At 41.6% G+C, this 23,590-nt stretch carries 20 protein-coding genes and 1 tRNA gene; 11 read left to right on the forward strand and 10 right to left on the reverse strand.

Annotation, left to right across the window (positions count from 1 at the left end):
• Nucleotides 1-234: 234 nt before the first annotated feature.
• The gene (locus tag GLIP_RS03575; protein ID WP_008843204.1) at nt 235-1,500 is read left to right on the forward strand and encodes an RNA polymerase sigma factor; all 1,266 of its coding nucleotides are present in this window, start codon (nt 235-237) and stop codon (nt 1,498-1,500) included.
• Nucleotides 1,501-1,836: 336 nt separating this feature from the next.
• Here the strand turns inward: GLIP_RS03575 and GLIP_RS03580 are convergent, their stop codons facing one another.
• The 3 genes from GLIP_RS03580 to GLIP_RS03590 all read right to left on the reverse strand — a co-directional run bounded on the left by GLIP_RS03580 (nt 1,837) and on the right by GLIP_RS03590 (nt 3,600).
• Nucleotides 1,837-2,187, reverse strand: a complete 351-nt coding sequence (locus GLIP_RS03580) for a YciI family protein (RefSeq protein ID WP_008843205.1) — start codon at nt 2,185-2,187, stop codon at nt 1,837-1,839.
• Between the two features lie 144 nt (nt 2,188-2,331).
• Nucleotides 2,332-3,060 (reverse strand): UDP-2,3-diacylglucosamine diphosphatase, encoded by a 729-nt coding sequence (gene lpxH, locus GLIP_RS03585; RefSeq protein ID WP_008843206.1) that lies wholly within the window; start codon nt 3,058-3,060, stop codon nt 2,332-2,334.
• A gap of 45 nt (nt 3,061-3,105) precedes the next feature.
• Nucleotides 3,106-3,600 (reverse strand): peptidylprolyl isomerase, encoded by a 495-nt coding sequence (locus tag GLIP_RS03590; protein WP_008843207.1) that lies wholly within the window; start codon nt 3,598-3,600, stop codon nt 3,106-3,108.
• A 198-nt stretch (nt 3,601-3,798) separates the two neighbouring features.
• On the opposite strand from GLIP_RS03590, the gene cysS reads away from it, so the two are divergent.
• Nucleotides 3,799-5,175: a cysteine--tRNA ligase gene (cysS, locus tag GLIP_RS03595; protein ID WP_008843209.1), complete on the forward strand. Its 1,377-nt coding sequence runs from the start codon at nt 3,799-3,801 to the stop codon at nt 5,173-5,175.
• 91 nt (nt 5,176-5,266) lie between these two features.
• On the opposite strand, the gene GLIP_RS03600 is transcribed toward cysS, so the two are convergent.
• From GLIP_RS03600 to gloB, 3 genes are read right to left on the reverse strand one after another with little or no spacing between them, the layout of a single operon-like run.
• A complete protein-coding gene (locus GLIP_RS03600; RefSeq protein WP_008843210.1) occupies nt 5,267-6,322 on the reverse strand; it encodes an ion transporter in 1,056 nt (351 codons plus the stop codon).
• Between the two features lie 35 nt (nt 6,323-6,357).
• Nucleotides 6,358-8,043: a LysM peptidoglycan-binding domain-containing protein gene (locus tag GLIP_RS03605; RefSeq protein ID WP_040521803.1), complete on the reverse strand. Its 1,686-nt coding sequence runs from the start codon at nt 8,041-8,043 to the stop codon at nt 6,358-6,360.
• Between the two features lie 43 nt (nt 8,044-8,086).
• Complete coding sequence (gene gloB / locus GLIP_RS03610; protein WP_008843212.1) at nt 8,087-8,881, reverse strand: hydroxyacylglutathione hydrolase; 795 nt, start codon at nt 8,879-8,881, stop codon at nt 8,087-8,089.
• A 76-nt stretch (nt 8,882-8,957) separates the two neighbouring features.
• On the opposite strand from gloB, the gene GLIP_RS03615 reads away from it, so the two are divergent.
• Complete coding sequence (locus tag GLIP_RS03615) at nt 8,958-9,770, forward strand: class I SAM-dependent methyltransferase (protein WP_008843213.1); 813 nt, start codon at nt 8,958-8,960, stop codon at nt 9,768-9,770.
• 68 nt (nt 9,771-9,838) lie between these two features.
• Nucleotides 9,839-10,912 (forward strand): methyl-accepting chemotaxis protein, encoded by a 1,074-nt coding sequence (locus tag GLIP_RS03620; protein WP_008843214.1) that lies wholly within the window; start codon nt 9,839-9,841, stop codon nt 10,910-10,912.
• Nucleotides 10,913-10,995: 83 nt separating this feature from the next.
• Here the strand turns inward: GLIP_RS03620 and metG are convergent, their stop codons facing one another.
• Nucleotides 10,996-13,038 (reverse strand): methionine--tRNA ligase, encoded by a 2,043-nt coding sequence (gene metG, locus GLIP_RS03625; RefSeq protein ID WP_008843215.1) that lies wholly within the window; start codon nt 13,036-13,038, stop codon nt 10,996-10,998.
• A 117-nt stretch (nt 13,039-13,155) separates the two neighbouring features.
• Here metG and apbC point away from each other — a divergent pair, with 117 nt between their 5' ends.
• Both apbC and dcd read left to right on the forward strand, forming a co-directional pair.
• Nucleotides 13,156-14,217: an iron-sulfur cluster carrier protein ApbC gene (apbC, locus tag GLIP_RS03630; protein WP_008843216.1), complete on the forward strand. Its 1,062-nt coding sequence runs from the start codon at nt 13,156-13,158 to the stop codon at nt 14,215-14,217.
• Between the two features lie 90 nt (nt 14,218-14,307).
• A complete protein-coding gene (gene dcd, locus GLIP_RS03635) occupies nt 14,308-14,901 on the forward strand; it encodes a dCTP deaminase (RefSeq protein WP_008843217.1) in 594 nt (197 codons plus the stop codon).
• A gap of 13 nt (nt 14,902-14,914) precedes the next feature.
• Here the strand turns inward: dcd and GLIP_RS03640 are convergent, their stop codons facing one another.
• Together GLIP_RS03640 and GLIP_RS03645 are read right to left on the reverse strand one after the other, a co-directional pair.
• Nucleotides 14,915-15,928, reverse strand: coding sequence for an AraC family transcriptional regulator ligand-binding domain-containing protein (locus GLIP_RS03640; protein ID WP_008843218.1), 1,014 nt, complete (start codon nt 15,926-15,928; stop codon nt 14,915-14,917).
• Nucleotides 15,921-16,835 carry a diguanylate cyclase domain-containing protein gene (locus GLIP_RS03645; RefSeq protein ID WP_008843219.1) on the reverse strand — a complete coding sequence of 305 codons (915 nt, stop codon included), beginning with the start codon at nt 16,833-16,835 and terminating at the stop codon, nt 15,921-15,923. Before GLIP_RS03645 ends, GLIP_RS03640 begins: the two co-directional genes overlap by 8 nt.
• 319 nt (nt 16,836-17,154) lie before the next feature.
• Between GLIP_RS03645 and GLIP_RS03650 the strand changes: the two genes are divergently transcribed.
• From GLIP_RS03650 to GLIP_RS03660, 3 genes are all read left to right on the forward strand, one after another.
• Nucleotides 17,155-19,845, forward strand: coding sequence for a TonB-dependent receptor (locus GLIP_RS03650; protein ID WP_008843220.1), 2,691 nt, complete (start codon nt 17,155-17,157; stop codon nt 19,843-19,845).
• Between the two features lie 93 nt (nt 19,846-19,938).
• The gene (locus GLIP_RS03655) at nt 19,939-20,907 is read left to right on the forward strand and encodes a purple acid phosphatase family protein (RefSeq protein WP_008843221.1); all 969 of its coding nucleotides are present in this window, start codon (nt 19,939-19,941) and stop codon (nt 20,905-20,907) included.
• A 2-nt stretch (nt 20,908-20,909) separates the two neighbouring features.
• Nucleotides 20,910-22,865 carry a phytase gene (locus tag GLIP_RS03660; protein WP_008843222.1) on the forward strand — a complete coding sequence of 652 codons (1,956 nt, stop codon included), beginning with the start codon at nt 20,910-20,912 and terminating at the stop codon, nt 22,863-22,865.
• 53 nt (nt 22,866-22,918) lie between these two features.
• On the opposite strand, the gene GLIP_RS03665 is transcribed toward GLIP_RS03660, so the two are convergent.
• Nucleotides 22,919-23,107 (reverse strand): PEP-CTERM sorting domain-containing protein, encoded by a 189-nt coding sequence (locus GLIP_RS03665; protein WP_008843223.1) that lies wholly within the window; start codon nt 23,105-23,107, stop codon nt 22,919-22,921.
• Between the two features lie 39 nt (nt 23,108-23,146).
• On the opposite strand from GLIP_RS03665, the gene GLIP_RS03670 reads away from it, so the two are divergent.
• Both GLIP_RS03670 and GLIP_RS03675 read left to right on the forward strand, forming a co-directional pair.
• Nucleotides 23,147-23,344, forward strand: coding sequence for a hypothetical protein (locus tag GLIP_RS03670; RefSeq protein WP_008843224.1), 198 nt, complete (start codon nt 23,147-23,149; stop codon nt 23,342-23,344).
• Between the two features lie 103 nt (nt 23,345-23,447).
• Nucleotides 23,448-23,524 (forward strand) — tRNA-Pro (locus GLIP_RS03675).
• Nucleotides 23,525-23,590 lie beyond the last annotated feature (66 nt).

Genomic DNA, 23,590 nt, shown 5'->3' on the forward strand with positions numbered 1-23,590 from the left:
GTTATTAAATTATTTTGTAGGGTAAAACAATTACACTCGGGCACTTTACCTATAAATGAACGGAAATTACACTTTTCTCAGACAAACGGCAGGATATTTGCGTAGATTGTCTAATGATGATGGAAAATTAAACTATTTTGGTGATCGATATGCCCAATGTTGATTACATTCAGCCATAATTTTTCGTAAACTTGAGCAATCACTCTTGGCTACATTTTATGATCAATGGTTAAAATGACATCATGTGAACAGCTTATTTCAGAGCTGCAACGTCATCAAAGTCCACGGATTTTAGCCGTACTTGTGAGAGTTTTTGGTGCGCATAATTTGGATTTGGCAGAGGATGTTTTACAAGAAGCTTTTTGCAAAGCGTTAATAAGTTGGCAAACCTCAGGAGTACCATCCAATCCACAAGCATGGCTAATGCAAACGGCTAAACATAAAGCGTTAGATTGTATTCGTCATACCCGAACTCAACGAAAGTATGCTCAAGATATTACGCATTTTTTGGAAAGTGAATGGACAGCCACCAATACGATGGAACTGGAATTCACAGAACAGAGAATTAAAGATGATCAATTACGCATGTTGTTTATGTGTTGTCACCCACATATCGCAGCTGAAAATCGTTTACCTTTTATGCTCAAACATTTATGTGGTTTGAGTGTTCAGGCAATAGCTAAAGCTTTATTTATACAGCAAACCACAGTTAAAAAGCGTTTACTACGCACACGTCAAAAGCTTAAGGAATATCAATTTGTTATTCCATCAGAAGACGAGTTGCCACGCGCATTGGATCATGTTCATACAGCGTTATATCTTTTATTTAATGCCGGATTTCATTCTACGAAAAGGCAAACTTCTGTAGATTTAATGTTATGCAAAGAGGCGATGGGATTAACCGACTTACTTATTGATGAAAGTCAGATACCAAATCAAGATACCTTTGCTTTATTGGCATTGATGTATTTTCATAGCGCACGAGCAAAAAGTAAGTTGGATGATAGTGGACTACCCATTCCTATAGATTTACAAGATCGTTCTATTTGGGATAAAGATTATATTCATAGAGGAACCGCTTTACTTGATTTGGCTAACAAGTTAACCAAGTTAGGTACCGGACGTTTTTATGTCGAAGCGCAAATAGCGCAAATTCATTGTTTGGCAAAAACCTTCGCAACTACACCTTGGCATGCGATTCATTCATTGTACCAACAGCTCTTTACCATAACAGCCTCACCTGTAACTCAACTTAATTTAGCTGTCGCAAAAGGATATTGTGGCAACATAGAAGAAGCTATAGCACTAGTAACTTTTTTGAAACAAGACCCAGTTTTTAAGTATTCCCATTTACCGTTAGCGACGTTGGCTCATTTACAAGCATTGAAAGGCAACGCCACTCAAGCTTGGGCGTTGGCAAAACAAGCTAATCTAAAAGGTGGGGAGCAACACGAGCAAAACCTGATGATGTCGCAAATTCAAAGGTTATTGGCTAATTAAAATGTAGCATGGGCTTCAGCCCCTGGAGTAGGGGAATAAATCGGAATAATCCGCGGGATAAATCCCTTCCTTCAGATGTAGCATGGGCTTCAGCCCATGGAGCAGGGGGAGTAAATTAGAATAATCTGCGGGGATAAATCCCCACCTACAGAATTAGCATGGTCTTCAGCCCATGACGAAGAGGAGTAAATCGGAATAATCCGCGGGGATAAATCCCCCTCCTACAATTGTAGCATGGGCTTCGGCCCATGGCGCAGTTACAAACAGTGTTCAACCGTGATTCGCGGGGATAAATCCCCGCCTACGGGTGCAACCTAGACTAAAATGCACTCTTAATTATTCGATTTGCGCCACTTCTCTAATTTCAACAGTGATGTCGGGATATAGAAAAATAGGGCAATCTTTGGCGATATGAACGGCTTCATCCATACTTTCAGCGCGCACAATACTATAACCTGTTACTAACTCTTTAATTTCAGCCAATGAGACATCGGTCACCATGCCGTCACCCGTTAAGCGCTTGCCTTCATAATTAAGAGGAGAGCCACCTGATGCTAGTTGGCCCTTTTGTTCAAGTTGCCCCATCCATTGACCCCATTTGCCCATTACTTCCGCCATTTCTTCGGGGCTTGTTTCGGTCATCCAGTCTTTGTTTCCACCTTTGTAAATCAACATATAGTCATTCATAAGTTTTCCTTTTGAAATTAATGGATAAGAAAATGACAGTTATTTGCCGTTCTCAAAGTAATGACGATCGAAGACTAATAATAGGAGACACTGAATTTTTAATAAAATGAAATTAGTGAAAAGTTTAATCGGGAAATACTTAGGTTAAAGTTTTGCACTGAGCAGATCGATAGACTTAGGAGTTATCTTTAGCATACTTCCTTGATCATACCAGTCACCCAAAACTATTCTAATTGCAGCTTTATTATTAGCGACTAATTGATGAATGGCGGGTCGATGCGTATGTCCATGGATCATTTGTTGAACTTCAAACTTTTGCATGTAATTGACAACTTCAGATGGCGTAACATCCATTATTTCCATGCTCAGTTTCTGTTGGTTTTGCTGGCTAGTTTCTCGACCCTTTTGCGCTAATCTTCTGCGTAACCAAAGTGGCAAAGCTAAAATCATTTTGGGCCACCACCAACTACGCGCTTTTCTGCGAAACTTTTGGTAGGCCACGTCCAAGGTACAAAGTTCATCCCCATGCATAATTAGAGTAGGAGTACCGTATAAGTCGATGACATGTTGTTCGTTGAGAATAGTCATCCCGGCTTTATGAGCAAATTTTTCTCGAATGAGGAAGTCGCGATTACCGTGAATGAAATAAACAGGCACGCCTGTTTGTGAAAACTGCTTAAATAACGCTGCGACATGCTGGTTAAATTGACTGTTATCGTCATCACCAATCCAATATTCAAAAAGATCACCGAGTACATACAAAGCGTCTGCACCTAATGCTTCTCCAGCCAGAAAATTGGCCAGACATTCAGTAATGTCCGGACGCTGTGCACTTAAATGCAGGTCGGCAATAAAATAAGTAAATGGATTCATCAGATAATCAAAAAAGGCTGATGAAAATCAGCCTTTTTAGGTTTTTTAGTCAATTATTTCAGCTTTTTGAATAATGACGTCTTCAACTGGAACGTCATCATGCATACCGTGGCGAGAAGTTTTCACACCCTTTATTTTGTTAACGATATCCATGCCTTCAACCACTTCACCAAATGCACAATAACCCCATCCTTCCATTGACTCACTGCGGAAGTTTAGAAAACTATTGTCTTTTAGATTTATAAAAAATTGTGCCGTCGCTGAATGTGGGTCATTCGTACGTGCCATAGCAATAGTGCCAGTGTTGTTGGCAACGCCATTGTTAGCTTCATTTTGAATTGGCTCATTCGGGTTTTTTTGATCCATACCTGGCTCAAATCCGCCGCCCTGGATCATAAATCCATCTATGACACGATGAAAGATTGTGTTGTTGTAAAATCCATCTTTTACATAGCTTAAAAAGTTCTCAACCGTCTTTGGGGCTTTATCTTCAAAAAGGTTAAGTACGATTACGCCATAGTTTGTATGTAGTTTTACCATCAAGGGTTCCTGTGGATAAAATAATAGTTTTTGAGATATTTAAGCGCAGCAGTGTACCGCAATCACAAAAATAATTCAGCACTTGCAGTAATTTTGGAAAAATAACCGTCAACTTTTGCTAATACGCTAGTTTATGTCGTCTTGTGTCGATGCTAGAATCGCGCAACTATTTTTAAGATAACCAATGGATACATTCTAATGCAACAAATATACAACACCCTTACTCGACAAAAAGAGACTTTTAAGCCCCTTGTGGCTGGAAAAGTGGGGTTGTACGTCTGCGGTATTACGGTGTATGACGTCTGTCATATGGGCCACGCTCGCACTTATCTTAGTTTTGATTTGATGGTGCGCTACTTGCGACACAAAGGGTTTGACGTAAATTACGTGCGAAACATTACCGACGTCGATGACAAAATAATCCAGCGAGCTAATCAGAACGGTGAAACGGCTGAACAATTAACCCAGCGCACCATTGCACTTATGCATGAAGATTTCGCGGCGATTAATTTGCTTGAACCTGATATTGAGCCTCGGGTAACAACGCATATACCTGAAATTATTGATGTTATTCAACGCCTAATTAGCAAAGGACACGCCTATCAAGCGCCCAGCGGTGATGTGTTGTTTGATGTGAGCACCTATGACCAATACGGAAAACTGAGTAAACAAGATCTAGAGCAGTTGAACGCTGGAGAACGAGTCGAAGTGTCTAGCGACAAAACTGATCCGTTAGATTTTGTGTTATGGAAAACGGTTAAGCCTGGCGAACCTTATTGGGAGTCACCATGGGGTGAAGGCCGTCCAGGATGGCATATCGAGTGTTCCGCCATGAACAGCAAACATCTAGGTACACACTTTGATATCCACGGTGGAGGATCTGATTTAATTTTTCCACATCATGAAAACGAAGTAGCGCAATCTTGCTGTGCATTTGACACTCCTTACGTGAATTATTGGATTCACACTGGGATGGTGCAAGTGGATCAGGAAAAGATGTCCAAATCCCTTGGTAACTTCTTTACATTGCGTGACGTGCTTAAAGATTATGATGCGGAAACGTTGCGGTATTTTTTAATGTCAGCTCACTATCGTAGTCAACTGAGCTATTCTGAAGAAAATATTAAGCAGGCGAAGTCGGCATTGGAAAGGTTGTATACTGCGCTGCGTGATAGCCAGCCCAACTTTGACGTCGATATGCAACAAGGGGATTATTTACAACGTTTTGAATCAGCAATGGACGATGATTTTAATACACCAGAAGCCTTTGCAGTGATGTTTGATTTAGTCAAAGATATCAACAAAAGTCATGGGCAAGAAAAATCTGATTTAGCTGGGATTTTATTAAAATTAGGTGCAATTCTAGGCTTCTTGCAGTTGGATCCCAACGCTTACTTACAAGGTGGTATAGTTGAAAGCGATGAAGTGTCAGTCATTGAGGGCTTAATAAAAGCACGAAATGATGCCAGAGCAGACAAAGATTGGATCGCAGCCGATGCTGCTCGTGACGCGTTGACCGCGATGGGCGTTGTTTTGGAAGATGGTGCAAATGGCACAACTTGGCGTAAAAATTAGTTTTTAGGTTAATTCGTGCCGTGATTCGCGGGGATAAATCCCCGCCTACAGGTGTAGCATGGGCTTAAGCCTATGAAGAATCTTTGCCATACTACAATTTGGGAGGTTGTTGCGGATCAACCTCTTCGAGCACATCAGAAATAATCGTTTTATCTTGATCCAACTCTGATTTCCAACGTTGTTGGGATACGTGTTTTTTAATCAGCTCAATACATTCATTAACCACAGATAACACTTCGTCATCCAATGCTTCATCTTCGCTAGAAAAACGCCCGAAGCCATGCTCAACAAAATCATCAATTTTTTCCGGTGTCATGTCCTTGAGCAGGTTAACCACGGATTGGGTGACTATGTCGGTAATTGCTGATTCAAACGTGCGCTCAATTGTTGATCCTAATACTGGGACCAATTTCAAGGTTGAAATATGTGGATTGCCTCGGACAGCTTTGCCAACACTTTGACTAACATGCTGTCGTACTGATTTTCCATGTTCATTGTGTTCAATAGACTCACCGATATGGCTAAGTACAGAAGCGGTCCAGCTAGATAATACCGGGAGTCTAGTGGCAATTACATTACGACTTATGTCCTCTATCAGCGGCGAGCCTGCGGCAATGTCTTTTTGCGCGTCACTAAGTACTTTTACGACAATTCTGTCTGACAGCTCTTCAACAAACACATCGTAATAAAAAACAATAAACCGGAATAATGCTGTTCTCCGTAAATCGATAATTTCGTATTTATGTAACCTATGTAGAATAGAAAAAATACGCAAAAAGCGGAAGATCCGCGCAGCACCTAGGGGAATGCATCCCACCAAGTCATACCAATGAATAAACGGGAAAAAATACCAGCGAATATAGGTTTTTTTTATGATTGCAACAGTCCAGCGTAAGCAAAACTCGCTTAAAAATATTGCGACAAACACTAAATCAATTAATAAAAAGTTTTTGTGGACAGGGGCGTAGGCGGTGACAATCGATTCTGAAATATATCCTAAGCCCTGCTGAAAAATCTCCGTAGCATACAAAGAATCAAAAATAATCCAAACCAGATTGATAATCAGCAGGCCAAGCATTACTAAATCTAGCAATAGCCAAGGCCCTTCGTGGCTTTTGTTTAGATTACTGCGGTTGAAACCGAGCATAATGCATTCCTTGAAACGACTTTATGGTTGTTAACCTAAGTACGTGTGACATCCACATAAACTTTAAGTTTTTGACCTGGTTGCAAATACTTGTCTAATTTGTCCTGGTTCCAGCGTTTTAGATCTACAAGTTTCACTTTAAACTTATTCGCAATTCGAGCTAAAGAATCACCTTTTTTCACTGTATACGTCAGTGTTCGCATTACCGCATCTTTGCGCTGAGAATCCGAAACTTGATTCACCCAAATGACTAAATCCTTGCCGGGAAGAAGTGGGTCAGTCGGAGCCATGCCATTCCATTTCGCAAGGCTACGTAGGTTTACGTTGTATTTACGGCTCAAATCCCAGAACGTATCACCCGATTGAACTTTATGGCTGAGTGAATAAGCGCCACGCTGTGTGGATTGGGTTGTTGCTAATCGTTGCTCTTGTGAAAGTGAATAGGTTTCCAGCGACTTTAGTGAAACAGGCACTAAAATGTAATCGCCAATACGGATCATATTGCCTTGCATATCATTAACGGCTTGAATGACGTCAACGGTAGTGTGATATTGTTTTGCGAGTTTTAGCAGACTATCACCGCTTTTAATTTTATGTCGTACCCAGTTGAGTCGATCTTTTTCTTCAATGGTAGTCAATGCTAATTCGAACTTTTCGACACTCTCAGCAGGAATTAATAGTCTGTGTGGACCATCGGGATCTGTTGCCCAGCGATTGAAGCCAGCATTTAGCGAATGTAATTCTTTTAAGCTCAATCCGGCCAAGTCAGCAGCTAACGCCAAATCTATTTGCGATTCAACATCCACTACTTTGACAAATGCTTTATTGGGAATGGCAGGCCAAGCTATTTTGTCACGCTCAGCTTCTTTTAAAATGCTACTCAATGCTAAGAGCTTAGGCACATAAGCTCGCGTTTCTCTGGGTAAATCTAGCGACCAAAAATCTGTCGGTTTTCCTGCTTTTTTATTTCGTCTGATAGCGCTTCTTACTCTACCTTCGCCCGAATTATATGCGGCTAACGCGTGCAACCAATCACCATCAAACATGTTGTTTAGATATTTTAAATAGGCAATCGCACCTTCCGTAGAAGCCACAACATCTCGGCGACCGTCATACCACCAGGTTTGTTTCATGCCAAAACGTTTTCCTGTGCCAGGAATAAACTGCCACATACCGGCAGCCCTGCCATGTGAATACGCAAATGGGTCAAACGCACTTTCTACGATAGGAAGTAAAGTTAGTTCTAGGGGCAACTGGTTTTGTTCCATTTGTTCAACAATATAATGCATGAACGGTTTAGCGCGAACGGCAACGCGTTCCATATACCTTGGATGCTTCAAGTACCAATTTTTTTGCGCTGCAACACGAGAGTTGTCCGGTACACTGAATGTCAGTTGACTTTGGATTCTATGCCATAAATTTTCAATGATTTCAGGACTTTCTATACTTTGTGGTATTTGGTCTTCTGGTAACTCGACATAATTGTCTGGCTCAACTGTTATTTCAACGATGTCGGTGGGGTGTTTGACTGGGATTGTGCCTTGTTGGGCTGACGTACAATCAAATAGTTCTTCTGCTAGTTCATGATCTTGTTCGCAGGTATTGGTAATTTGCTCAGCTATTAGTTGCTCTTGTTCGGTTTCGGTTTCTGCACGAGAATCCGCCATAAATGTTTGGCAACCGGTAACAAAAACTAGCATTGAAAATGCGCTGATTTTCATTGCTGTGTTGAAAAAGCTTGAGCGTTGTTTGTCATTAGTCCTACTAAAAATTGTCTTTCCACTGCCTGACTGCAGCAAAAACATCTGTTTCGTTGGATAACTTCTTGCCAACAAATTCTTCTGCATTGTGTTTTATTTCATCCTGTTGCGCACGTAAAAACGGATTTATCGCTTTTTGTTGTTCTATATTCGAAGGCAGGGTGGGTTTCCCTTGGCTTCGTTGTTCATTAGCCCAATAAGAGTATGCTTGTAATGCCTTATTGTGTGGCTCTACCTGTAGAGCAAAGTTCACATTCGCTAACGTATATTCGTGGGTACAATAGACCTTCGTTTGCGCTGGGAGTTTCATTAATTTCCCCAAAGATTCATGCATTTGTTGTGGCGTGCCTTCAAAAAGCCTGCCGCAGCCAGCTGAAAACATGGTATCTCCGCAAAACAACATGTTTTCCCCGTAAAAAGCGATATGATCTAAAGTATGTCCTGGAACTTCCAAGACCTCCAATTCCAAGCCTAAATTGGCAAGCTTTACTCTACTTCCTTCAATTAACTTATCCGTTAGTCCTTTGATATTACCATATTCTGGGCCAAGAACGGGAATCCCAGGAACTTGCGCTAATAATGGTAAAATACCGTCCGTATGATCATAATGATGATGCGTTACCAAAATACCGGTTAATCGCAGATTGTTTGCTTGTATGAACTCTAAGACTGGTTTAGCTTCGCCAGGATCTACTACCCAACACGCATCGCCATTGTGGATGCACCAAATGTAGTTATCGGTAAATGCCGGGATTGGGAAAACCGTTAAATTTTCATTCGAACCTTTTTTGTCACTCATAATTACCTTGCTTGTGTCGCATCACTATTGTTGTACTATAAGAAGTTGTTGATATCAGCGCAATTATTTGGACAGTATGAAGCCCGCTTTTAGCCCTAAAAAACCCTTATATCCCATGTCATGGCAAGCGCTGCCGGTCGGTAACGACATGAAGCAACATGTGGAAACGAGTTTAGAAGTCTGTAGTCGACGCTTTTTTGGCTATCATTTGGTGAAATTAGGCTGTTTAAGCGGACAGATAGAGTTACCTGAATGTGCGATCAAACATGTAGTCAATGTAGTGTCTAAACAGTGTGCAGATGAACCGCAACAAAAGGGGGCTTCTCAGGTCATCGCTGACGCTCATGAATTACCGTTTAGTGAAAATAGTGTTGACGCATTTCTATTAGCTCATGAACTCGATTTTTCCAGAGACCCTCATCAAATACTTAGAGAAGTAGACAGAATCTTAATCCCAAATGGGCATGTAGTCATTGTCGGATTTAATCCATTTAGTTTGGCTGGAATATTCAGATACTTGCCTTTCAAATCTAACAAAATACTACGAGAAGCACGCTTTTTTAGTAGTATGAGGATTAATGATTGGTTGCATTTATTGGGCTTTGAAACGATTGAGCAACACCAATTGGTGTTTTCTAGTCTGCTGTTTAAGCGCAAAACACGCATTTTTTCTAGTGTAGAAAGATTATGTCGAAAATACTTGCCTATTTTTTCCAGTATTTACGTAATAGTCGCGAAAAAGCGTGTAATTCCACTATCATTAGTGAAACCGAAATGGAAGCCTTCGCCAAAATTTTCAACTGTTGGTGCCAGTGCTCGCACTTCGATGCAAAATAAAACGTCAACTTTCTCAAAAAAAGTTTGTCGTGATCCTAAATATAGTCGATAACTTATTGGTAGCTAATCGATTATTTGCTTTAAGCGAAATTGTTAGGTTTTATATCTGGGGCTAAATCCATGTTTTTTAAAAGAGTAAACGAAGAAGATCAACAGAAAATACGCGAGTTGACAGAAGAAAATAAATCTTTGCATCAACAAGTCGAAGAATTGCAGCAGCAGGTTGCTATATTACATCAAGAGGCGAGTCAGCAAAGTACAGAAAACTCAGAAGTACAAATTGTTGCAGAGGTGATGCTTGATGGACAACGGTCGCTGAATACAGTCAAAAACGCACTTAACCATACTGCCGCCACATTAACGGCTGAAAGTAGCAAAGTGAATAGTGCCACGGATTTATTTTCGGGTTCCTCGGAAATGCTTGATGAAGCGGTAAACGGATTGACGAAAATCGACGATATGGCTGCGAAAGGAGTTACTCATGCCGGCGAATTGTCGGGACTTGCTAGTAGCATTAGTAGTTTCGTGGGGGTAATTAACTCCATTGCAGAACAAACTAACTTGCTAGCCCTCAATGCGGCAATTGAAGCAGCAAGGGCAGGTGAGAGTGGTCGAGGTTTCGCAGTAGTAGCTGAAGAAGTGCGTAACCTTGCAATGCGATCGTCTGAATCTACACAAGAGATCAACAACCTTGTTGAGAAAATCGAAGAAGGGACTCGGAACATTGAATCAAATATCAATGAAGTGTCATCACAATCCAAAAACTTAGTAGTGAAAACTCGCGAAGTAAAAGACAAAGTCAGTCAAGTATTGACGATTTCTACATCAATGGCTAAAACCATTAGAGATTCAGCTACACGTACGGCTTTAGTGAACTCTCAAATTGATCATATGGGAATGAAAGGACTAGTTTATAGCGGCTTAATTGGTAATGGTGAACGCTCTTCTAGTGTTATTGGTGACCCAAGTTCATCAGAATTACACACTTGGATTAACACCCTTGGAAATGAAGGCAATATGTCTGGTATTCGTGGTGTAGAGCAAGCTAATCAAAAAGTTTATGACGCGGCTAGGACCGTACTTGAAAAAGCCGGTGATAACATTGATAACAATATATTAGAAGCGCTAAATAATATGGAAAAAGCCAGTACTGATTTAATCAATAAAATTGACGGTTTAGTGTCAGACGTTTAATGCTTAAACATCAAGGTACAAACAAAAAAGGGTTCATCTGGAAATAGATGAACCCTTTTTAATTCTTGGCGTTAAGGTTTCGCTTATTTAACTTTCATACCCGGCTTAGCACCTTCATGGGGCTCCATGATCCACAAATCTTTACCACCAGGACCTGCTGCTAACACCATACCTTCAGACAAACCAAAGCGCATTTTACGTGGTGCAAGATTTGCCACCATTACCGTAAGTTTTCCCTCTAAATCTTCTGGTTGGTAAGCCGATTTGATACCTGCAAATACTTGTTTTGTCTCGCCGCCTAAATCTAACTGCAAGCGCAATAGCTTATCTGCACCTTCCACATGTTCCGCTTTCGCTATTTTGGCAATCCGTAAGTCGATTTTAGCAAAGTCGTCAAAGTTGATAGTTTCTGCAATAGGATCCTTGAGCAATGGGCTATCAGTATCAGCTGGCTTTTGAGTTTCCATCTTTTTCGGCTCTAGGTTTTCTTTTGAATCTTCGATAATCGCGTTTACCTTATCCATATCAACTCGTTGCATTAACGCTTTAAATTTGTTGATTTTGTGTAGTGTCAAATATTGCTGTGCACTGTCCCAATCCAAACTGTCGTTTAAAAAGCCTTCCGCTTGTTCGGCGAGTTTAGGGAGTACAGGTTTAAGATAAACCACTAAAATGCGGAATAAATTAATCCCTAAAGAACAAACGTCATGGGTAAACTGTTCTTTACCAGCTTCTTTAATCGTTACCCAAGGCGCTTGAGCATCGATAAATTGGTTCGCTTTATCCGCTAAAGCCATGATTTCTCTGATCGCGCGATTGTATTGGCGTTCTTCGTACATTTGCGCAATATCGCTGGACGCACGTTGAAATTGTGACAACAAATCTGCTTCAACCACATTTTCTGACAAGATGCTGTCAAAACGTTTGGTAATGAATCCCGCACAACGACTGGCAATATTCACTACTTTTCCGACTAAATCTGAGTTTACTTTCTGTGCAAAATCTTCCAGATTAAGATCGATATCGGTCACACCGTCGCTTAATTTTGAAGCGTAGTAATAACGTAAATATTCTGGATTTAAATGATCCAGATAGGTTCTTCCTTTAATAAAAGTACCGCTAGATTTAGACATCTTTGCGCCGTTTACCGTGACAAATCCGTGCACATTTACACCCGTTGGCTTGCGTAATCCCGCACCTTCTAACATGGCTGGCCAGAATAAACAGTGGAAATAGGTAATGTCTTTACCAATAAAGTGATAAAGCTCTGCATCAGAATCCGCGTTCCAGAAACTATCAAAATCAATATTATGTTGATTACAATAGTTTTTGAAGCTGGCCATATAACCTACAGGTGCATCTACCCAAACATAAAAGAATTTGTTCGGCGCACCGGGAATTTCAAAACCGAAATAAGGGGCATCGCGACTGATGTCCCACTGTTGCAAGCCTGCTTCGAACCATTCTTTGAGTTTGTTAGCAATTTCTTCTTGCAGCGCTCCACTTACCAGCCATTCTTTGAGCATGCTTTCAAATTTAGGCAGATCAAAGAAATAGTGTTCTGAATCTTTTAAGACAGGTGTTGCGCCTGATACTACCGAACGAGGATTAATCACCTCGGTTGGGCTGTAAGTAGCACTGCACACATCACAGCTATCGCCATTTTGATTCTCAGCTTTACATTTTGGGCAAGTACCTTTGATGAATCGGTCTGGCAAGAACATGTTCTTTTCTGGATCGAATAATTGGCTGATAGTTCGCTTGCTGATATAACCCGCTTTATCTAAGCGGTTATATATCTCTTCACACAATTCTTTGTTTTCATCTGAATGGGTAACATAATAATTATCGTATTCAATATGAAAATCGAGTAAATCTTGGTGATGCTCTGCGCGAGTTTGCGCTACCATTTGCTCAGGTGTAATGCCTAGCTCCTGTGCTTTTAGCATAACCGGCGTACCATGTGCATCATCTGCGCAAACACTGTAGCATTGGTTGCCACGCATTCGTTGATATCGTGTCCAAATATCCGTTTGAATGTGTTCCAGTAAATGGCCTAAATGGATAGATCCATTGGCATAAGGTAAGGCACTGGTGACGAGTATTTTACGTGGCTGATTTGGCATGTGTGATTACGAGTCTTGATTAGTTGAAAAAAGGACGCAAATGGTAACGAAAATGCAGCCTTAATGCATTAGCTAAACAACATAAAATTACATAAATTCCATTAAAAGGAGTTCTCTTTGTCGAATACTTTGTTTAACCAACAGCAGAAGCAACAAATATTTCAACTTATTGGTCAAATATTGACTATTTCTGAACAGCAGGTCGCTGCATGTTGCGAAGGTAACAGTGAGGAACTAACTATACGATTTCCATTTGCGTGCACAAAAGAGTTTGCAGTGATTGTAAGCGCAATTGATGAACTCGGCATGGATTCGACACGGATTAAATTGAGTTGTGAGATTGCACCGAAAAAAACGAAACTTAATCGCATACCGTCAATTAAAAATATTATTGCTGTGGCCTCTGGCAAAGGCGGCGTTGGAAAGTCTACTACTGCGGTCAATATGGCATTTGCGCTACAATCTCAAGGGGCAAAAGTGGGTATTTTAGATGCCGATATTTATGGACCATCGGTACCTATAATGTTGGGTAATCCAGATGCCAGACCGCAAAGCGAAGATAACAAACACATGATCCCACTCAACTGCCAAGGCATAGTAGCCAATTCGGTGGGATATTTGATACCCAGCGACGATGCGACGGTTTGGCGTGGCCCTATGGCGAGCAAAGCATTACAGCAAATTATAAATGAAACCTTGTGGCCAGATTTAGACTATCTCATTGTTGATATGCCGCCAGGTACAGGTGATATTCAACTTACCATGGCACAACAAGTACCGCTCACGGCGGCGATTGTAGTGACAACGCCTCAAGATATTGCACTGGCGGATGCCAAAAAAGGCATTGCTATGTTTAATAAAGTCAATATTCCAGTGCTAGGCATTATTGAAAATATGAGCTACTACCAATGTCGCAAATGTGGTCATAAAGAGTTTGTGTTCGCTACCGATGGCGGACAGAAATTAGCAACCGAACAATCCTTAGCGCTGCTGGCACAATTGCCACTGGATATTCAAATTCGTGAACATGCGGATGAGGGACGGCCGTTGATAACAGCAGAGCCCGACAGCACTTTATCGGTTGTTTATTTACAAGCAGCAATGAATCTATCCAAACAATTAGCTTATAATCAGACGCTAAAAAATGACGAATCCATTCCAATCGTTGAAAAACATTGAACTACAGGACTCGGGCGATCATAATGTGCGCGAATTAAAAGCATTAAATCTAGATTCGCTGCACCAGCGACATACTTATAGAGAAAATTCATGCGTTTATGTGATAAAGACATCTACCAGTACATGAAAGAAGGCAAAATCGTGATTGCGCCTGAGCCAGACTATGCCGAAATCAGTGGCGTCACTGTAGATATTCGCTTAGGCAATAAGTTTCGTGTATTTGAAGATCATACAGCGCCATATATCGATTTAAGTGGTCCTAAAGCTCAAGTGCAAGAAGCAATGAATACGGTGATGAGCGATGAGATTTACGTGCCAGATGACAAAGCATTTTTCTTACATCCTGGTGAATTAGCCTTAGCTGTTACCTATGAATCGGTTACTTTGCCAGCCAATATTGTGGGCTGGTTGGACGGTCGTTCATCTTTAGCGCGCTTAGGGTTGATGGTGCATGTCACAGCACATCGCATTGATCCGGGCTGGTCAGGTAATATCGTTTTAGAATTCTTCAACAGTGGTAAACTACCTCTGGCTCTCAAGCCTAAAATGAAAATAGGCGCGATAAGTTTTGAAGTATTATCTGATTTTGCAGAAAAGCCGTACAGCAGTCGAGCAGATGCCAAATACCGCAATCAAGATGGTGCAATAGCCAGTCGTATCAGCGCTGACGATAAATCGGAATAACAGCCTTTTGGCTCTAACTCTGGGTTGTTAGTCGCAGTTGACTGGGCGTGAGTCCTGTCCAACGCTTGACTGAACGGCGAAAGTTCGGAATATCGCTGAACTGCATCATGCTCGCACTCTCCTCATTCGTTAGTTGTTGCACTTGTAACAGATAGATAGCTTGTTGTTTTCCCACTTCATCCTGCAATTGTTGAAAGCTATAACCGTGTTGTTTCAACTTACGTTTGAACGATGAGGTACTCATCGCAAAGTGTTCAGCAACTTTTTGCAATCCATATTGGTGGTGCTGGCTTATTACCGTGCGAATAGCTTCTAAAAAACCTAACTTGGGCATTGTCACATGTCTACACTGGCGTAGCGCATACCACTTCAAACTATCACTGTGATTAACACACCGAGTTGATAACCATTTTTTATCAAAGCTAATGCTCATAACGGGTTGTGAAAATGCGAGCCTATGGCCCAGATGTACTTCGTATTCTTGAATGTACTTCGGACGTGCAAAAGGAAAATTAAATTGAAACGGAATACGCTGCCCCAGCAGTAATTTGACTGCGGATACCAGTGCAGTGCAATACAACTCTGCGACAAATTGGAATTGCTCTTCGCAGCCCACGGCATCGGTTATTACCCAGTATTGACTATTTTCTGTGGAATAACGATTGACGGTCAAAAAAGGACAAATCTGACTACGTACCTGCGCTAAAATCCGGAATGCATCCGCCAAGTTGCGACTATGTGTTAGCGCGTTGGAAACTGCACCATAGGTTCCGGGAAATAAACGCTTACCCAACAAAAATGCGCAATCGTTGCCGGGGGTAAGCGAGCGGGCATTGTTCATTAGCTGCAAAAGTTGCCGAGCACTGAGCTTACGTTCCGAAATAACATCTTCATTAAAAATCCCTGTTCCACGCAATACCTTATGTTTATTTACCTGTCTAGAACGGCTGAAATCCAAGAGGCTTGCTGCTAACTGATGGGCTGGAATAACTTTATCGTCGATACTAAAAAAACTCAGCTTATCCATGTGCCTGTCCATGTTGTTTAAACATGTCTAAACGGCGGTTCACCCGTTGCAGTATGCTGTCGCTGGCGTCACCTGTAATGGCTGATTCTGCTGCGAAGGTTAGGTGGTGATAAACCGACTCACCACTTTGGTTTGGTTTAAATGCAATGTTTGCGATGGCTAATTTAATTTGTTCTGCAATCTGTTCGGCGGTGCGTAAATCGGTATCGGGAAACAAGAGAATGAAGCGATCACCTGCATAACGACAGGCCAAATCTGTCGAACGTAAATTCATTAATATAATATCTGACAATTCTCGTAATAAATGATCACCTTGATCGTGCCCGTATTGGCGATTAAATAAATCGAAATTGTTGATATCTAGCATTACTACTGAAAAACCGGGGGAACTGCTATTTTGTAGTTGTGAGTCGATTTGTGTACGCATGTATTCAGCGCTGTATAAAGCAGTGATAAAGTCCACTTGATCATGTTCGCGTGAATTAGACTCTCGCTTTTGTAATTGCTTATTGAGTATCAATTGCTCTTGATGCCACTGATATAGTGCATAGCTCATGATGAGCATGCCGATGCCTGAGGGAATTGATTCAATCATGCTCAAACCCGTTGCGGTATGTTCATAGAACATGACTTCATCGACCAGATCTAGCACTGCTGAAAATAAAAAACAACTTAAGCCTATGACCAGTGCAGATGTGACCCTACCTGGGGGACGGCTGACTAATAAGAAAAATATCCAAGCTAAAGAAAGTAGGGCAACACTGCCTTCGCCGATCATATCTAACCAAGATATATCCGCCAGCGCCTTTGCTTGGCCCAAACCAATGCTTAATGTGAGCGACAAAGTTAAAGATGCACAAGCGACTGAAAATAATCGTTGATGTTGTGCTAGTAGTGAAAGGTTCATGTTAATTCTCATGTCATACGGACCAAATATATGCTGACACACTTTGCATTCAGCACAGGGGTCATATTGGCTCAGTAACATGACAGTATGATGAAACTCGTTGCTGATGAATTCGACATTTTCTTAAAAATATCATGGAAAACAAAAGGATAAGGGGAGGTCAAATTAGCTCACAGATTTATCAATTAGGCGCTAATTTCGTTGTTTTAGGGCAAAAGCGGCACTAATAGATGAAGCGTTGTCATAAAAATGTCACCGCTGCTGTCTAGCGTGTGGGAAAAATTCACACACGACTTAGTTCGCAACCAGAGACTTAACAATGAAAATGATAAAAACCACACTCGCATTGGCATGCCTTGCAGCACTATCAAGCCAATCTGCATTGGCTGAAAATGGCGGAGTTCAGGGATTACTCACAGATAAAAATCAAAGCAACTATATCCAAGGAGCCGAAATTAGTGTCAAAGAACTGGGGCAAAGCACCGTTTCACGCCGTGACGGTAGTTTCCGATTTGCAAATCTACCAGAGGGCGAATATACCTTAGTGGTTAAATATCTGGGCGCGCCAACGGTAGAAGTTCCGGTAATTATCAGTGGTGGGAAAATAGTGCAAAAAGATATTGCCTTATTGGCTGCCGGTAAAAATATAGAAAACGTGACGGTTTACGGTCAACGCACTGGCCAAGCTAATGCTATTAATTTGCAACGTGTGGCAGATAGTATTAAATCGATTGTATCAGCAGATGCGATTGGCCAATTCCCAGATCAAAACGCGGCTGAGGCATTGCAACGTTTGCCTGGACTGTCTATTGAACGTGACCAAGGTGAAGGTCGTTTTGTCGGTATTCGTGGTATCGATCCGAACCTCAATAACGTGACCATTAATGGAGTTAACGTTCCGTCTCCTGAATCTGGTGTCCGCTCAGTGGCGTTAGACGTGATCCCGTCTGAGCTTATCCAAGGTTTAGAAGTGTCTAAATCTGTTACCTCTGATATGGATGCAGACGCCATCGGTGGCTCTATCGAAGTAAAAAGTTTAAGTGCATTTGATCGTCAAGGTACGAGTGCTAGTGTGAACGTTCAGGCTAGCCAGAATCAATTACGTGACGAAACTAGTCCAAAAATATCTGGTAGTGTGACGAATGTCTTTGATGATGTTTTTGGTGTGGCTGCAGCGTTATCGTACGCCAGTCGTGATTTTGGTTCAGACAATATTGAATCTAACGGTGACGATGAAATCGAACAACGTTATTACAGTATCACTCGTGAGCGAATCGGGGCAGCTGTCAATTTGGATTTCCGCCCTGATTTTAATAATCAATATTATTTACGCACTTTGTATAGCAGCTTCTCAGATGAAGAATACCGTTTGGCGAATACTTTTACTTTTGATGGTGAAGATTCTGAAATTGAGCGCGGCAGTAAAGATCGTGAAGAGACACAAACCATTCTTTCGATTACCGCTGGTGGAGAGCATCAGGTAGACGAATGGGTGATTGAATATCAATTGGGGTATTCGAAAGCCGATGAAGATGAGCCAGAAGCCTTATATTACACCTTTGTAGGTGAAGAAATGGCTATTGATTCTGACATGCAAGGTCAAATTCCGACTATTAATCAAGACGCTGCAGCGATGGATTTGAGCAATTACGAGCTAGATGAGGTGAGCTTTGAGAAAAACCTAGCCAAAGATACCGAGACGATGGCCAAAGCTGATTTTACACGTATGTTTGATTGGCAGGATAAGTCGTTTGAACTCAAATTCGGTACTAAATATCGAACGCGTGAGAAAACCGCAACGGCCGACATCTTAATCTATGATGGCGATTTTGACGATATAGACCCTACCATGTTTGCAGCAGAACAACCGGATTGGGGCCTAGGCAATTTTGGTCCAGGACTAGATCGTAGCGGCATGCGTAGCTACTTTAATCAGAATCGAGCTAGCTTAGAAGTCGCGGAGCTGGACTCAGAAGTTGAATCAAATGGTGCATCATTTGTGAACAACGAAGATATTTTTGCCGCATACCTAATGGGCCGTTTTGAATGGGAAAAGCTCACACTTGTGGCCGGTATTCGTTTTGAAGACACTGACTTTAGTACGTCAGGCATGCGCGTTGAATTGATTGAAAACGAGCAAACTGACGTTGAAGAAGTGGTGAATACCCCGTGGAATATCGAAAGAAGTTATGATCACTTATTACCCAGCTTGAACCTACGTTACGAATTTAATGATAAGTTAATAGGGCGTGCGGCTTTCACACAAACCATCTCAAGACCGAAATTTGAAGATTCGGCGGCATTTCAAATCATCGAATCAAAAACCGAAGAAGATGAGGGTGAATTCGTCACTGAGCGTCAAGCAGAAGTGGGTAATCCAGCTCTAAATCCGTTTGAATCAGACAACTTCGATTTGACCTTAGAATATTACCCTGGTGATATTGGGGTACTTTCTGCGGGCTACTTCCACAAAAACATTGATAACTTCGTGATTATCGCTGATGTATCTGACTTACCTGAATGGACTGGGTTTGATGAAGTGATGCAGCCTATCAACGGTGAATCTGCAAAAGTTAGTGGTATTGAATTGTCATGGGTAAAAGCGTTCGATAACGGTTTGTTATTATCTGCAAACGGGACTTTTTCAAGTTCAGATGCGGTAACTATGCTTGATGGTGAGCGTTACGAAACGTCGTTGCCTAACCAGTCTGATAAAATCGGCAACTTCACTGTAGGCTATGAAAGCAACAAGTTAAGCTTGCGTCTAACCATGACTTACAAGAGTGAAAATTTGGAAGAAATTGACGGTGACTTGATTCGAATGGAAGACAGCCATCAACAAATGGACTTTACCAGTAAATACTTTATTGACCAGAATATGTATGTGTATTTTAACGCGATTAACCTTACCGACGAAGGTTTCTATAATTATTTTGATGAGCCAAGCGTGAATGCACAATACGAAGAATACGGACGTACTTTTGAGTTAGGTTTTAGCTGGACACTATAACGATTAAAAGGCGAGCATCCTATTCGTGATGTTCGCCGATTTTGTTAGTGGTAATTAAAAACGCTCAATGAAGGTGCGTCATCTGGAGTAATAATGTTAAGTAAAAATCTGTTTTTCATGGTTTTGTTGTTGTGTGTGGAAAATGCCTATGCAGCCCAAGTTCACGACCAAAACTTCTACAAAAAACATCACGTGCACGGGCTTGAAGTGCCAGAAGACAGTGTTAGTTTCTTAGTCTTGGGGGATTGGGGAAGAAATGGTCATTATCAGCAAGTGCCAGTAGCAGACATGATGGATGTGGTCATGCAACAACTCGACGCGGAGTTTATTACCACCACTGGTGATAATTTCTATTCTAATGGAGTGGCGTCTGTGGATGATCCCTATTGGCAAACCTCGTTTGAACAAATCTATCATGGGCCGAACTTATTTGAGGATTGGTACCCTACATTAGGGAACCACGATTACCGTGGAAATTGGCAAGCTCAAATTGACTATTCCAAGCGCAGTCGTCGTTGGGAGATGCCTTCTCAATATTACGCCAAAACATTTTCTGTCGGTAAAAATACAGAAATGCTAGTGCTATTTATTGATACTAACCCACTCAATCCGGAATATAAGGACGTCCCAAAATATGCGCAAACCCAAAAACAGGATGGCGAAAAACAATTGCGTTGGATTGAACAACAATTGTCTAGCTCGACTGCAAAATGGAATCTAGTCATTGGTCATCATCCGTTGTATTCCAGTGGCAAACGTTATGGAAAAACCCACGGGATACAAGGTGTATTGGAACCCATATTCGAAAAATTCAAGGTTGATGCCTATTTCGCAGGGCACGAACACGATTTACAACATAACCGGCCTGAAGGCAAAAGCGTAGAACATTTTGTATCAGGGGCAGGGTCTGAATTACGTCCAGTACAACAACGTGAATTTACCAAATATGCGATTAGTGAAGCAGGGTTTGTCAGCGTGTCGGTCAATGATACTAAATTGCTAGTCCAATTCATTAGTGGTTCAGGTAAGCGAATTTACCAGTACAGCGTACATAAGGAATGATTATGAAATCGCTTTATCTTTTTCTACTTAGTAGTTTGCTGCTAAGCGGCTGCCAAACAATACCTGATCAAAAAAAGCAGGCCAATACAATTGCGCAAGTGAGTAAAACCTTGCCGATAATGGTGCAAAATACCAACAAAGTTGCAGGCAAAACAGCGATACCCATTATTCATCAACAGCAACAATATTGGTTGTTGAGCAGCGAGTCTCAAGGCATTTTACTGACCGACAATGCCGGAAATTTGTTGGCATCGTTTGCTGGTAATATGGAAACGTTGGACTGGCGTGACAATATCCGACTTGGCAATAAAAACGTTGGATTGATAGTGACTCATGACACTAATGCAGAGCGAATTTTAGTATTAACGCTTGATTGGCAGACGCAACAACTTTCGTTGTTAACCACACTTCCTAAAACTGACGCGCAAATTGAAGCCTTGTGCTGGTATCAGATGCCACAAGGACATTTATCTGTGTTTATTGCCGACACAGTTGGCTCAATTCAACAGCGCATTGTGGTAGATGGAAAACATCAGACTTTGGTAGATGTGCCAGTGCATGAGTTTATAGGCGCGCCGCAAACCAAAGCTTGTGCGGTAGACGACGAAACTGGCGCACTTTATGTTGTTGAAGAAAATATCGGCCTATGGCGTTACTCAGCGGAAACTGAGTCTGAACTAGCACGGGAGCTAGTTATCGCTGTTGCTCCGTTTGGGCCATTAGAAGGGGAGATAACAGGTGTTGACGTGTTAGCAAACGGTGACATTTTGGTTGCCGCGCCTGAACATCAAGGCGTTTGGATGATCAAATCTGAAAGCAACGAAAATGCTACATTTATACCGTTAGGCCACACCCAAGCACCCGAATCAGTAAGAGGATTACAGCAACCATCGAGTTTAATCTTGGGGATCTTCGACGATGAAAATGGCGAGTATTTGCAAACTAACCTCAAGACAACAGCACACAATAGACAAAAGCTGAATTCTGATATCATTAGCATAAATGCGTTCGCACAAACCAAACCTATGGAAGCGTTTGGGGATGCTGCTGATGATCCAGCTATTTGGATAAATCCACTGGAACCGTCGCAAAGTCGCATACTGGGTACCAACAAAAAACAAGGAATGATGGTTTACGATTTGCACGGTAATCTACTGCAAAAGCTAGACGTAGGGCGAGTGAATAACGTGGATTTACGTTATGGGTTTGAGTTTGGTAAGCAAACTTTTGATTTGGCAGCAGCGAGCAATCGCACAACCAACAGTATTAGTTTATTTAGCATACAGCAAAATAGCGGTGAGCTTTCTTTATTAACTGATATCAAAACCGATCTGGCTGATGTGTACGGTCTGTGTATGTATCAACAGAAAAACGATTATTATGTATTTGTAAATGATACCGACGGTCGCTTTCAACAATATCTATTAGTGACCGAAAACGAGCAGATTACCGGCAAGTTAGTCCGTGAGTTTAAGGTTCCAAGCCAACCTGAGGGCTGTGTCGCCGACGATAAAAATCACCAGTTGTATTACGGTGAAGAGTCCACTGGTATTTGGCAGACAAGTGCGCAACCTACAAAACAGCTGGGCAGGTTGATTGCCGTTACTTCAGACACCTTCGTAGCAGATGTTGAAGGGATGGGAATCTATGTCATGGATGATCAGCGTTATTTGGTTGCATCAAGTCAAGGTAACAATAGTTTTGGTGTATTCGCACTGGACCAAGATAATCGTTATTTGGGCAGTTTTCAGATTGATATGAATTTGGATTTGATGCTCGATGGAGTATCTGAAACCGATGGCCTAGAGATAACGTCTTTGAGTTTAGGGGGCACACTTCCAGATGGCTTATTAGTCGTTCAGGATGGCAGAAACCGCCTACCCAATGCCCCGCAAAACTTTAAGTTGGTGGATGGAAAGGTCATCAAACGACTTATACAAAAATGGCTTAGCCAGTAAAAAAAACAGCCCCGTTTAACCGGGGCTTTTTGTTTGATTCGTATTTTGATTGCTTAACGTCTACGAAATTGACGTCTTCCCAATATAATTAAGCCTACGCCTAAAATCGCAAGCAAAGAAGGTTCAGGGATATCATTTGGATCTGGATTATCAACTTGAGCTTTACCTGCCAAACCAATTGTAAAGCAGTGCCAGACTTGCGCCGTTAAAATGGCACAGTGTGATTCGCCGCTAGTACCCAAAGCAACCAGCTCCACTAATATCTAACTGACCAGGCGCTGATGAATTTCCCTAATTTTGTTGTCATGTTAAATACCAATGGAAGCTTCAAAGTAGCACAAAAAACAAACAAAAAGTTGCCGCAAAAAATGCCGGTAATTATTCAATGTATTGGCGATAAAGCGAAGATTGCATATTCAATAAATGTTAAAAGTGCTGGCAGTTCGAAAGTAAATATAGTGCCCAATAGCAAAATTTAGCGACAAAATGAGATAAAAATTACTCAAACAGCTAGCAGTTACTAAATCAATTGAGATTTGCCGTTGCAAAGCGCCAAAAAATAAGTAAACTGCGCAGCTCGGTCGGTGTGTAGCGCAGCTTGGTAGCGCACTGTCATGGGGTGTCAGGGGTCGGAGGTTCAAATCCTCTCACACCGACCAATTAATCTACTCCCCTTATATAGCTTGACTCTCAAGCGTTTTCCATCTAAATATTATCTCTAATCC

Source organism: Aliiglaciecola lipolytica E3 (assembly GCF_000314975.1).
GTDB classification, from domain to species: Bacteria; Pseudomonadota; Gammaproteobacteria; order Enterobacterales; family Alteromonadaceae; genus Aliiglaciecola; species Aliiglaciecola lipolytica.

Coding starts and splice junctions, on each gene's coding strand:
- GLIP_RS03580 (WP_008843205.1), bottom strand. CDS start 2,187: ATGAATGACTATATGTTGATTTACAAAGGTGGAAACAAAGACTGGATG.
- GLIP_RS03600 (WP_008843210.1), bottom strand. CDS start 6,322: ATGCTCGGTTTCAACCGCAGTAATCTAAACAAAAGCCACGAAGGGCCT.
- GLIP_RS03670 (WP_008843224.1), top strand. CDS start 23,147: ATGAATTTCCCTAATTTTGTTGTCATGTTAAATACCAATGGAAGCTTC.
- GLIP_RS03655 (WP_008843221.1), top strand. CDS start 19,939: ATGTTAAGTAAAAATCTGTTTTTCATGGTTTTGTTGTTGTGTGTGGAA.
- cysS (WP_008843209.1), top strand. CDS start 3,799: ATGCAACAAATATACAACACCCTTACTCGACAAAAAGAGACTTTTAAG.
- GLIP_RS03645 (WP_008843219.1), bottom strand. CDS start 16,835: ATGAACCTTTCACTACTAGCACAACATCAACGATTATTTTCAGTCGCT.
- GLIP_RS03590 (WP_008843207.1), bottom strand. CDS start 3,600: ATGGTAAAACTACATACAAACTATGGCGTAATCGTACTTAACCTTTTT.
- GLIP_RS03660 (WP_008843222.1), top strand. CDS start 20,910: ATGAAATCGCTTTATCTTTTTCTACTTAGTAGTTTGCTGCTAAGCGGC.
- GLIP_RS03575 (WP_008843204.1), top strand. CDS start 235: ATGACATCATGTGAACAGCTTATTTCAGAGCTGCAACGTCATCAAAGT.
- GLIP_RS03650 (WP_008843220.1), top strand. CDS start 17,155: ATGAAAATGATAAAAACCACACTCGCATTGGCATGCCTTGCAGCACTA.
- metG (WP_008843215.1), bottom strand. CDS start 13,038: ATGCCAAATCAGCCACGTAAAATACTCGTCACCAGTGCCTTACCTTAT.
- GLIP_RS03605 (WP_040521803.1), bottom strand. CDS start 8,043: ATGAAAATCAGCGCATTTTCAATGCTAGTTTTTGTTACCGGTTGCCAA.
- lpxH (WP_008843206.1), bottom strand. CDS start 3,060: ATGAATCCATTTACTTATTTTATTGCCGACCTGCATTTAAGTGCACAG.
- gloB (WP_008843212.1), bottom strand. CDS start 8,881: ATGAGTGACAAAAAAGGTTCGAATGAAAATTTAACGGTTTTCCCAATC.
- GLIP_RS03615 (WP_008843213.1), top strand. CDS start 8,958: ATGAAGCCCGCTTTTAGCCCTAAAAAACCCTTATATCCCATGTCATGG.
- GLIP_RS03620 (WP_008843214.1), top strand. CDS start 9,839: ATGTTTTTTAAAAGAGTAAACGAAGAAGATCAACAGAAAATACGCGAG.
- GLIP_RS03640 (WP_008843218.1), bottom strand. CDS start 15,928: ATGGATAAGCTGAGTTTTTTTAGTATCGACGATAAAGTTATTCCAGCC.
- dcd (WP_008843217.1), top strand. CDS start 14,308: ATGCGTTTATGTGATAAAGACATCTACCAGTACATGAAAGAAGGCAAA.